We start from the raw sequence: 11,886 nt of genomic DNA, 5'->3' as shown, positions 1-11,886 counted from the left end.
CTACCAGTATTTTGAGGAGTTTCAATCGGCAATTGAGCAGTTCTTCTCTAATCTCGAATATCAATTGGATGAGCTGATATCTTTACTACAATTTAATTTCGGAATTATTAAAGCAACTTAGTATAACTATTCTCCATCTTTTCAACCAATGCAGGGGAATGCGGATTGGCTTCAAAATTTGCCGTAAGCTTTTCAAGCAGCGCATAAAGGAAATTATCATCTTTCCAATACAATATTCCATTTGCATGCACGGCCTGGTAATTCCAGGTGCTGGCAACATCTTTTTTTTCGTACCAGCCTGCGCTTACATAACTATGGGCGCCTGAAAATATAGCCAGCACACCGGGATTTTCTTCAAAAGCCAGTGTATGCTTTTGTTTGCGCATGATATGTGCCTGCAAAAAAATTTTATCTTCCCTTTCTTCTATTAATACCGGGATATGCGTGGCAACCGGCTGGTTGTTTTTATTGCATCCGCACAAAATAATGAAAGGATGCGCGCGCATAAAATCAATAACAGCCTTATTATTTTCAGCCTTGAAGTATGGAACGTTATACATAAGCGTTTAAAATTAAAATATATCAATCTTTCTTTCTAATTGCGCTCATTATTCTATTTTATAGATTGCTAAACTTCAATCCCACTGCAAAATGAGAATCTCCCCTTTATATATTCAAATATTTTGGTTTACAATCTTTTCTGCGGGCAGTAATGAATCAACTTCCTGTCAAGCAACAGCCTATACCACTGATGCTTTCCCGCATTCTATGTAGCAAAGGAAATATCAAAAAGCAAAGCTTATATTAAAACAAACAATACAAAATGAAACAACAATTTTACCTTTCAATTTTACTTTGCATAACACTCTTCTCTTGTGTTAAATTTAAAGAGTATGATGACAGGGCAAAGGATGCAAGAGAAACCAATTATGCATCTTTCGTTCAAACCGAGGATGGAAAAATTATCAGCGGGAAAACCTTAAAGCATAAAAATTACGATCCCTATGACCATAATCTTGTAAGGGTTACCGGTAATCCAAAAGCTTTTTCAATAGACGGCACCCAACATTCCGATGCAGATGTCATTGCTTTCCAGGATAGCAAAGCATACCATAAACGATTTCATGACCTGTATTTAATAAGGCTGGTAAAAGGTAAAATTAATTTATACTATTTCGATGTCACGGGCTACAATAAAAACTATACTTATTCAAACGGACCTACAACAGTACAAAGCACCAATAACAGAAGAAGCACTTATTTTTTTGAAAAAGGAAACAGTGGCATAACAAAAATAGGCCTTGCGGAGTTGAGAGAAGCGGTGAAAGACAATCGTTCTGCATTGGTCAAATTAAACAGCGCATATTCTAAAGATGATTATGCCAGGGAATTAAATATTGAGAAACTGGTTGCTGTAGTTCAGGCCTATAATAAATAGGCAACTTATCTGTAAAAAAATCAACTTGTTTTGATAGTATATTAAAGAACTTAGTATTGATAAAATCTGCTTCATAAGTTTAATCATTTTCGAAATTGATAATTGCAGCAGTTACTGCATGTAGTTGTTTTATTATGGCACAAAGAAACCTACGGGCAAAAGCGTTGGCAATCGTTAATTGGTGAAGCCTGTATTAAAGCGGATGAACTGTATTTTTTTATAACAGGCGGTAAGCAATGCGTCGGTAAAAAACAAAATGTTAGTGAATGGCAGGTTTAAGGAAGGTTAATTAACAAAGCTCCACCATATACCAATGCGCAGCCATACACCCCTTTCAGGATAGCCCGGCGCACTGTAATTATATTTGGTGAAAGCAAAGCCGTTGGCAAAGTCAATGGTGTTTAAGTTCTCCAGCCGCACAAAGCCTTTAAAGCCTCTTATGCGCATGTTAAGGTAGATATCCACATCGGGCCGGTTAGTAATAGTTGTGGTATCCTGGTAAACAAACTGCCCGTTGAGCGGCGAATAATCATCGGCTTTATACGGCGTATTGTACCTTACTTCAAGGCCTGTTGAGAGAAAAAGGTTTTTAAAGAAATTACCTTCAAAGGCCAATCGGGTGCGGCCCAGTACCAGCGGCACATTCACCGGCGCATTACCGGCTATTTGCTGCACATTGCCCTGCAAATACCAGCCTATGTGTTTGGCAAGTTTAACTTTTTTATAGGCGCCAATATTAAGCACATTAAAAACAGACGAAGACTGTTCGGGCGTATATAAACCGCTGAAATAGGCAAGGTTGGTTACCAGGTAATAATCGCCCGTTAATTGCAATGCAGCAGGCGGCACATTTATAACAGCGAATATCCGCGTTATATTCTCTTTCTTAAAACTGCCGGATGGATAAGAAGGGAAAGAGCTGAGTGAATAACGGGTGCCCGAAGCATCCGTATTATATTCACTCATAATAAAAGAAGGCGTGCGGTTCACATTTTGAAAGCCCACCTGTATGGAGCCAATATTCCTTCGCAGCGAGCGCTTCAAACTTATATAAGCAGAATAATCCCCGGCATAGTGGCCCGTAACATATAATTTACCGGCAGCTTCTACGTCGTATAACTGGTTGCGGGTGCGGTTACGGTATTCTGCGCCTGCATAAATATTGTTGTACTGGGTTTTAAGATAAGTTTGGCCCTGTATGTTTTCATAACCTGCATTCAGCTTTAAAAACTGGTTCAGGTTATTTTTCTGCGGATAGGAGATAATTGCAAGATCGTTGGTGATGGTTTGCCAGGTATCATTAAACTTAAGCGTATCTGTTCCTAAAGGGAAGATGGTATATTGCATGAATTTGGCATAGTCAGAGTCCTTCACTACATAATCATGATACTCATAACTTTTATTTGAATATTCGAGGGTATGCTGGAAACGCAGCCGTGGATAAAACAGTTTGATGGTGGATGAATCTGTTACGATGGAATCTTTCTGGCCAAAATCATAGCTGTGCCGCATTATCAGTGTAAAATCTTTGTATTGTGTGCCAAGAGCCACCGAGGCGCCAAAAATGCTGCGTTTGGTAACCAGGTCTTTTCCCAGCTTTGTTAATGCACTGGTGGGGTTATTCATAAAAAGGCTGTCGAGGTCCTGGCCTGGCTGAAGGCCGCCGTTTTCAGAAGAAAGAATTTTATTGGCTATTAAAATAATATTATTGGTGTACCGCCTGTTTTTGGTTTGAAAAAAGGTATTCACGCGGTTATTGCTTATGTTGGTGCTTTGGTTCCTGTATGTGCCCGGGGAGTTGATAACCCGGAAATCAAGCCCGATATTAAAATTGCTTTTCCGGTTTTGGGTGTGAAAAAGGTTGATCATTTGTTCGGCCCGGCTTCCCAGCAGGTAAACCGTTTCCGAATATGGCCGCGTGGTTTGAAAGAACCGTGTGCCTTCAGGCGTGTACCTGTACACATCATACGCATGAAAGCCCGCATCGAAACCTGGCTGCATTAAAGGCTGGAAAATATATGATTTGGCCGCATTTCCAAAATTGCCCATATCGTAATACCGCCACGAAACAGGGAAGCGCGTAAAGAAATCATCAATGGATGAATCAATTTTATTATTCCGCGTAGAGTCCCAGTAGTGAAATGAAATGGTAATAGAATCTTCATATTGATCGCGGTGCTGCAGTATTTGGTTGGTTGTATCTTTCTTACCGATGATCTTGCCCCGGCTGTCATACTCATATAAGCTCGTGTCCTGCGTTACCTGCGCATGTGCAATGGCAGAAAACGTCATCAGTAATACAAATAAAAGAAGGCGTTTTACTCTATTTTGATACATCGTTCAGGCAAAGATGCAAAGTAATCTGAAAGCTGTGAATGAAAAGGTAATTTGAAATATTAACTTCCGGCCGTGTAAATTTTTACAGCAGTTATATACCGTTTAACCCGAACGTACGTTATAATTAGTGCTTTTTGTTATTCAATTCCATCCAATAGCCGCCGCCCGGCAGGCTTGGTTTTTATAGATCCTGCCGCTCTTTACCACCAAATGAACAGACTGGTATGTTCGATATTATCCAACGGGTTTTTGCCAAATACCAACATATCTGCCCAGCTTATATTGGTGTTGTCACCATAGCCGTCAACTTAGGAGAAACACGATTAATAAAAGACCCCGAATGGGGTTTAATTTAAATAGCCATCGGTGCAACCGGTGGGCAAATGAAACGGTTTTGATATTGAACCCGCGCAGCGGGTTCAACAAAAACTTCGACATTTTTACCGTGAGTTTCGCTCACGGCTATTCAAATTCAAGCCCTTTGGGCTTTAGTTGACGGCTATGGTGTTGTCACCAACATGGATTCCAAATTTGTGCCTTCCATAAATGAAACCGCGCATGATAATTTTTTCTCACACAGCCTGTCCCGAACCAGTTTCGGGAGGGGAATGTACATAGCGAGGTTCTCCCGAAGCAAGTTCGGGACAGGCATGAGGCCATTGAAAAAATAAACTTGCACGAATGAAACGCCCATGTAAAATGTATTCAACACACAGGGGAATGTACATCAGGGCGTTCCATGAGGCAACTGAAAAAATAAACTTGTACGAATGAAATATAATTCAACCACCAACAAAGTCTCAACTACATTCACGGGCAATCGAAAGCCTGCGTCGCCAAAATTTTCTTTAAACGATCTGCTGAAATGCGAAATATTTTCGAAACCACTTTCAAAGGCAGCTTCAGATATGGTTTTGCGGCCCTGTTTTAAAAGTTGCGTGGCATGATGTAATTTCTTTTCAGGCAACCATTTTCCCGGCGTGGTATGATACAGTTTTTGAAAGTCCCGCTTAAATGCGCTCAGGCTGCGGTTGCATAATTTCGCATATTGTTCCGGCGTAAGGTTAAAGCAAAAATTATCCTGCATAATGCGTTGCAAGGTTGCCGATTGCGGTTCATGCATTAATGCAGAGAAATAAGACAATAATTCAATGTTATGTGCATTTCCTTCTCCGCAATGTCTCTTTAGCAAAGCCAAGAGCGCAGGAAACGACATTGCGGCCTATGAAGCATAAAAGCCATAATTTATCGTAACTTCAACCATGCCTGTTTGCAAAGCCATACCAGAAAAAGATGGAGTGTATTTCATGACATGTACCTGTACAAACCGGCTTCCATTGTGCCTTGCAATTACAAAAACAGAGGAACCCGCACAAGCCCCCAACAGACAAAGGCTAATTCTGCGAACTTGCACTATGTATAGAAACCCTCAAACCGGTATAAATGCCGGTTGTTGATGAAGTTCATTAGCATCTATAAATAATACAACATCAAACCTGCCAATGCGCCTGTAAGCGTATTTAAAAAATTCACCACATCATTACTTATAATATGCCTTCGTTCTAAGGTAGCGCCTAAAACAGAATCAGTTAAATTACCGGTTGTTCCGGCAATAACAATCCATAACCAATGAATAGCCAATCCTGTTTGCACTGTATATACCAGCGCAATTAAGCTGCTGCCTGCCATGCCAATCATTGTTCCTTCAAAACTTATTACGCCGTTCAGCCCGCGTATATCTTTTTTAAAGCTGGTGATGTTATAAAACTTCCTGCCATACACATTGCCTAATTCAGAAGATACCGTGTCAGCAGTGGCTGATGAAAGGCTTGATGCAATCATTAATAACAATAATGGCTGATGTTGCCAAAACGCAAAAGACAGCAACGATAATATGGCGGCAACGCCGCCATTTGCTATAACCTGCGCTGCTGTTCTTTGCCCGCGATGATGCTCTGCCAAACCGGCTTGTTGCTTTGTGCGCATCTTCCATGAAGTGGCAAGCATGGCGATTATAAAAAAGGCAGCAAGCAAAGCAATACCGGTGTAACCTGTGCCAAGCCAGGTAGCAAAGCCAATTATTATTGCAGCAATAGCAGCTTTTGCATCTAATTTTTTTAAAACAATGGTTATGCCCGCTGCTGCGCACAGTAAAATAAAAACAACGCCGTTTTCCCGCATATATGCCACAAGATTAAGATTTTTCCCTGCCGGTTTCGGCGAAGCGTTCACGATATCCCGGCGAAGTTTCCGCAACGGCGTACAGGCGCCACCACAAGTGTTCGAAACCATTTTCTTAAAGCCTCACAGAGGCTTAACGTGTGTACAATGCTGCCCGTAATGTTTCTTTACCGTTGCATTGGAACGGAACGTTTACGCGTACCACACCTATGGTGTGGAAATCCCCCTGGCACAATTATTTCTACACACGTGGGCGATTCTATGGATCGCGATCGCTAATGCAGATTTCAAACACTTGTGCAGGCGCCACTTCGCCGCATCTGCCTTAAAGTGTATAACTTTTATTCAACATCTAACAATACAATAAGGTAAAAACTTCGCTTCACCTTATAACGATCATTTTGATGCTAATTCAACAAGGCTGGTACTATACCTCGCTTTTCTTATTCAATATTTTCAGCAAACCTGTATAGGCTGTTTTATAAAACCCGGCGGTGTATTTTACAATAGCAGACACTTCAAACCCTATATGGCGCCGCATAACAAAATACCAGAAAACGGTGCCTGTTACAGAAGCGATCAATGTGCCTATAGCGGCTCCATAAAAACCAAAATAATAAAGACAGGCGTAATTAATTAATAAACCTTCCGCCAAACCCAGTGTATTTATCCAAAAGCACAATGCAGGTTTATTAATCGAATTTAAAAGATTGGCCGCCTGGTTTTGCATGGGCCTGAAAAGGCTGGAGAGCATGTACAACTGCAATATAAGCGCTGCATCTAAATAAGAAGGGCCGGCAATGATTGTTATAACCAGCTTCGGAAACAGGATAACAAAAATGGCAAATGGTATAGTAAAAGAAAGTAAGATGGATACCATCTTTTCATAAAGATATTTTACCCGCTCTTTGCCCTCATAAGCAGATGCCTGTGCCGTTTTAGGAAAGAGAATTTCCGCAGCGGCATACGATGGAATATCAACCATTCCGTTTATGCGCGAAGCGGTATTATAAAACGATACCGAGCTGCTTGAAATAAATTTTGCAGCCATTACCTTGTCTATGTTGGAATAAATATTCCCCATAATGCCCGACCCGAAAATATAACCGCCATATCCCAAAATCTTTTTTATCCATGCCGCCTTGGGCGTATAACGGTGCACCAAATATTTTTTCGTAAACGCATATAAGGTTATGGTGCCGGCGAGTATGCTTACAGATTGATATAGCGCCAACATGTTTAAAGAAAAATTTGCCTTAAAAAACAAATTAGCTGCTATTAAAATAAAAAAAATAACCTGCCGAACCAGATAACCGGCAGACACGCCTTTGAAGTCGAGGTAAGATTGCTGCACAGCCTCCAGGTGCGAAAAGAATATCATGCATACAATGCCCGGGATAAACCACAGCAGCATGGATGATAATGCTAAGCCGGCATTTAATTCAGTGCTAAGCCATTCCGAACCTACCCATATAAACGCTATAAAAATGATGCTTATAACCAGGTTAATAATAAACGATGAAGAAGCAACTTCGATCTTCTCTGAGTCTATATTACTGCTGCTTACATAACGCACATGTGCATTTTTCAATAACCCGCTTTTGGAAGCTTCAAAAACAGTGGTAACCGTTAAGAACAATGCCCATATCCCCATTTCGGTATGCGACAATACGCGTGCAAGCACCATGAAATTGATCAACCCGAAAAAGGTAAGAGAAAAACGTTGTAGGATAGTATAAAAAGCAGATCGTATCCAGTAAGATGAGAAATGCTTTTTAAAATTTTTTATAGCGATGACTTAAGGTTTATAGTGATTAATAATAAGCTGTACAGACCGGCGCTAAATTAGCAAAGTATCCCAGATTCGCATTTTATCCGCAGCACAAATGCATTAAAATTCTTATGAAGCGCCTGCGCCTCCTTTTTATCCCTTTTAAATTTTATGCGCTTGCCCTTATAAATAATCTTCCCTGCTGCAACAGCACCCTATTAACAAAGAGCCGTTTATCTTCTGTTTGAAAAACCTGTCAGCAAAATCCAGGTGTTGCCGCCAGTCGTAAAGCTGTATGTCATGGCTGCCTTCATGTATCGGTTTCCAGGTAATCCATAGCCCTGCTCAGGCCCCAGGCCCACACGCCGATGGCGCCCCATTCGCCGGGAGCAGGTTTTGTTTGACCATCTTTATAAAACAAAGGCGCAATACCTGCATTAACACTGTTGCCGCTGTCGGGTTGAAGATCGCCATAATATATTGTTGCCAATCCATAGCCACGGCTAATAATTTCCTCCACCGGCCACCCGCCTGCCTGTGCACCGCGGGAAGCTTCGGTAGCATAATGATCTATATATGCTGCCCCTTCATCATACCGTACCCACCCTGCATGGGCGCAAGGTACTGTCTATAATGCCAATTCTTTGATAAAAACAATACACATTCTTATGCGGCGTGAAGTATAAAAAAAATCGGATTATGAAGAAATGCTTTGGCGCTAATATTAGTTGAGCGCGGTAATAATATCACTTCACTATCGGCAATATTAATTTGGAGGCATTGCCTGCATCATGATAAACTTTTATATCTGATTTTATAAAATCACTGTCTTTTGCATGATAGATGTCAATGAATTGCTGCGGGTTTCTGTCAACCAGCGGGAACCAGGTGCTTTGTACCTGCACCATTATCTTATGCCCTTTTTTAAAAGTATGCGCCACATCGGGCAGCTCATATTTTACTTCGGTTATTTTGCCCGGCACAAAGGCTTCCGGTTTTTCAAGGCTGTTGCGAAACCGGCCCCGCATGATCTCTGCGCGTACCAGCATCTGGTACCCGTTCATTAAATAGGTATCTGTATCGCTGTATGTAAAATCATCCGGAAAAACATCTATCAGCTTTACAACAAAATCCGCATCAGTGGTGGAAAGGCTTACCAACAGATCGGCAATCACCGGGCCTGCCAGTGTTACATCTTCTGTTAATGCACCTGTTTCAAAGCTCAATACATCTGTTCTGCGTGAAGCAAAATGCTGGTCATCGGTCATATACTCTCTTGTGCGATGGCTCAGTTCACCCTCTGCATAAGGAACGGGATGTGCGGGGTCACTTATGTATTCAGAAAAACTTTGTTTGGCAGCAGTGGGTTTGCTGAAGAAAAGCTGTTTATTATTACCCAGATAAATATCCGTCATTTTAACGCCGGCGGGCGGCCAGCTTGCCAGCTTATGCCACTGGTTTTCGCCGCTGAAAAATACGGTTGCTTTCGTTAAGCTGTCAACAGAGCCTTTGCCTTTTAAATAATAATTGAAGAAAGGAAATTCAATATGCTGTTCATACCATTCCGCCGTATTGCTGCTAAACTGAACATTGCCCAGGTTGAAACCTTTCTTACTTGCCCACTGGCCATGATACCAAGGGCCTTCCACAATGCTTACATGGGTTGCCGGGCTTTGCTTTTCTATAGCTTTAAACGTATTCCAGGCGCCAAAACAATCTTCCGCATCAAACAAACCGCCCACAACCATTACAGCAGGTTTTACATTATAACAGCCAACCCTTGCATTGCGCGCCTTCCAGAAAGCATCATACGTTGGATGATTCATTACTGTATCCCAAAACCACACACTGTCTGCATTTGCTACTGCAGTTAAATTGGGCAAAGCGCCCGTTTTAAAATAATAATCATACTTGTTGCTGGTAAATAATTGTTTTGCATCCGGCCCAACGGTGGTAGGAGCAGACCTTGGTTTGCCAAAGCCTCTGCCAATATAAAATTCATAAGCGTCCATGGCAAAGAAAGCGCCGTTATGGTGAAAATCATCGCCTGCAAACCAGTCTGTAACGGGCGCCTGCGGGCTCACTGCTTTCAATGCCGGATGCCCGCTTAATGCCGCTTCGGTTGAATAAAAGCCAGGATAAGAAATGCCCATTACACCCACCTTGCCATTGTTGTTTGGTATATTCTTTATCATCCAGTCAATGGCATCATACGTATCGCTGGCTTCATCAATCTCTTTGCCTTTTTTATTGGCATTGAATGGCCGCACATTGGCAAAATCGCCTTCGCTCATCCACCGGCCACGCACATCCTGTGTAACGAGTATATAGCCTTCGCTGAGGTATTGGGTAAAATAGCTGAGCCAGTATTTTTTATAATTGCCTTCGCCATAAGGCGCACAGGAATAGGGTGTGCGGGTTAAGAGTATGGGATGTTTTTCCGAGCTGTCGCCGGGGATATAAAAAGATGTGAAAAGCTTTACGCCATCCCGCATGGGGATATAAACTTCTTTCTTGGTATAATGTGTAACAAACCAGGCGGAATCAATTGTTTGAGCGAAGATGCGGCTGCATGCAAACAGTAAAGCAATAAGGATAAATTTTTTCATGGTATTGATTTGGTATAATAAGCGAATGCTTCAAAAATATAGAATTATCATCGGGAATTGAGGGGTGTATTTCAAATTTTCGCTTCATACGCGGCACTGCGGTCGGTGAGACACCGACCGGTAGCGGGCTCTACAGGCGGGTGTCCACCCACCTGCGAAAATTTGAAATACACCCGAATTGAGCAATCAGGAATTTAATGCAGTTGCTTTAAGGCAAACATCTCTTTAAACTAAAAAACAACACGTAAATCTGCGCACTTGTAAACTTTAAAGATTTACTTTTCATATTTCCAGTTTTGGCTTTTTCCTTCGGCAATCCATTCAACAGGTGTTGCTATTCTTTTAAGTTTTGTGGGCGCTGTTTTGGCTTCTGTTATCCAAAGAATATTCGCTTTTCTTTTGCCGGGGGGAAATTATCAAATACTTTTTGTGCTTGTTTATTCTTTTTCAGGGCAGCTGCAACATCCAGAGGCAATTCCGGTGCAGCAGGAGCAGCTTTCTTTGGTTTGGGCGCTTTAACATTTTCATCATTCAGCCTCATCGCTTCTTTTATATGAGCGGTCAATATATTTTTTCCGGAGGAATATCCTTTACCGATGTTATTCTGCCGAAATTGCCCATGCTATCCCTTTCAGAAACCTGCATAATGCCTTCTGGGTCTTTCATGAGCCTTGCTTTCCAGAACATGAATGAATAATGTTCTTTAAATGCGGCCATGGCGCACAAGGAACTGCCTTTGTAATTAAAAAAAGGCATGCCCCGTTTTATTGTTTCCTCTGCATCAAAACCAGCGTTGTGAACAATTTTTCTTAACTGGTTTAAAACCGGCCTTCTTTTCAATATAGTCATCTATTCATTTGTCAATAATGGGCATGCAAAAAAGATATAACCAAACGTACATTAATTTTTTATGCGCGTTAATACAGCAATACCTCTTTCTGTATATTTATAAAAAAACTTCTGTGCCTCTCCCTTTATTAAGAGAACGGTATATGGTTTATTGAATAAAGTATAAACAAATTTGGGATGAAAAAAATTATATTGCCTGCATTATGCACCGTTTTATTATCAACCGTTTCTATGGCACAATCACCAGCAAAAATATTAAGGCATGTTGTTTTATTTGGATGGAAGGAAGGCGCTGATTCAGCAGCCATTGACAATGCTGTAAAAGCATTTGCCGCATTGCCAGGTAAAATAAATTTGATAAAAGCATTTGAATGGGGCATCAACAACAGCCCTGAAAAATTAAACCAGGGCTTAACACATTGTTTTATGCTGGGCTTCAGCAGCGAAGAAGACAGGGATGCTTACCTCGTGCATCCTGATCACGTTGCTTTTGCCAAAATACTTTCGCCTGTATTGGCTAAGGTAACGGTTGTTGATTACTGGGCGCAGTAGGTTTCTGGCAATAAGCTATTGCATTACATTATTGTCCGGATAACTTGGGCTAAAGCCCATTGTGCAAGGGTTTCAGATATATAACCCCGGGCTTAAGCCTGGGGTTAGTAAAAAGCAGGCCCATAAAGGGCTTTAGCCCAAGAGAAAAT

At 41.4% G+C, this 11,886-nt stretch carries 10 protein-coding genes and 1 pseudogene; 2 read left to right on the top strand and 9 right to left on the bottom strand.

The genetic code is table 11. From position 1 onward, the window contains the following. Window positions 1-107: 107 nt before the first annotated feature. Window positions 108-560 carry an FMN-binding negative transcriptional regulator gene (locus tag QM629_RS05995; RefSeq protein ID WP_415158200.1) on the bottom strand — a complete coding sequence of 151 codons (453 nt, stop codon included), beginning with the start codon at window positions 558-560 and terminating at the stop codon, window positions 108-110. A 263-nt stretch (window positions 561-823) separates the two neighbouring features. On the opposite strand from QM629_RS05995, the gene QM629_RS05990 reads away from it, so the two are divergent. Beyond that, complete coding sequence (locus QM629_RS05990) at window positions 824-1,438, top strand: hypothetical protein (protein ID WP_415158198.1); 615 nt, start codon at window positions 824-826, stop codon at window positions 1,436-1,438. A 285-nt stretch (window positions 1,439-1,723) separates the two neighbouring features. On the opposite strand, the gene QM629_RS05985 is transcribed toward QM629_RS05990, so the two are convergent. The 8 genes and pseudogenes from QM629_RS05985 to QM629_RS05950 form a co-directional block, all read right to left on the bottom strand. Beyond that, the gene (locus tag QM629_RS05985) at window positions 1,724-3,775 is read right to left on the bottom strand and encodes a putative porin (RefSeq protein WP_415158196.1); all 2,052 of its coding nucleotides are present in this window, start codon (window positions 3,773-3,775) and stop codon (window positions 1,724-1,726) included. 727 nt (window positions 3,776-4,502) lie between these two features. After that, entirely contained in the window at window positions 4,503-4,919 is a 417-nt protein-coding gene (locus tag QM629_RS05980) for a helix-turn-helix transcriptional regulator (RefSeq protein ID WP_415158194.1), read from the bottom strand. A 329-nt stretch (window positions 4,920-5,248) separates the two neighbouring features. Next, a complete protein-coding gene (locus QM629_RS05975) occupies window positions 5,249-6,067 on the bottom strand; it encodes a DUF92 domain-containing protein (protein WP_415158192.1) in 819 nt (272 codons plus the stop codon). Window positions 6,068-6,383: 316 nt separating this feature from the next. Then, window positions 6,384-7,709: a flippase gene (locus QM629_RS05970; protein ID WP_415158202.1), complete on the bottom strand. Its 1,326-nt coding sequence runs from the start codon at window positions 7,707-7,709 to the stop codon at window positions 6,384-6,386. Window positions 7,710-8,037: 328 nt separating this feature from the next. Next, a complete protein-coding gene (locus QM629_RS05965) occupies window positions 8,038-8,247 on the bottom strand; it encodes a hypothetical protein (protein ID WP_415158190.1) in 210 nt (69 codons plus the stop codon). A 226-nt stretch (window positions 8,248-8,473) separates the two neighbouring features. Continuing rightward, window positions 8,474-10,336 carry a CocE/NonD family hydrolase gene (locus tag QM629_RS05960; RefSeq protein WP_415158188.1) on the bottom strand — a complete coding sequence of 621 codons (1,863 nt, stop codon included), beginning with the start codon at window positions 10,334-10,336 and terminating at the stop codon, window positions 8,474-8,476. Between the two features lie 275 nt (window positions 10,337-10,611). Continuing rightward, window positions 10,612-10,737: pseudogene (locus QM629_RS05955) on the bottom strand (YdeI/OmpD-associated family protein); the annotation flags it as partial. A gap of 160 nt (window positions 10,738-10,897) precedes the next feature. After that, window positions 10,898-11,185, bottom strand: a complete 288-nt coding sequence (locus tag QM629_RS05950) for a DUF1801 domain-containing protein (RefSeq protein WP_415158186.1) — start codon at window positions 11,183-11,185, stop codon at window positions 10,898-10,900. A gap of 177 nt (window positions 11,186-11,362) precedes the next feature. Here QM629_RS05950 and QM629_RS05945 point away from each other — a divergent pair, with 177 nt between their 5' ends. Then, on the top strand, window positions 11,363-11,737 hold the full coding sequence (locus QM629_RS05945) for a Dabb family protein (RefSeq protein WP_415158184.1): 375 nt from the start codon (window positions 11,363-11,365) through the stop codon (window positions 11,735-11,737). Window positions 11,738-11,886 lie beyond the last annotated feature (149 nt).

The organism is Parafilimonas sp., from assembly GCF_047606085.1.
Taxonomy (GTDB): domain Bacteria; phylum Bacteroidota; class Bacteroidia; order Chitinophagales; family Chitinophagaceae; genus Parafilimonas.
Note: the sequence above shows the minus strand (reverse complement) of the source record. Positions and strands in the feature narration are given on the sequence as shown.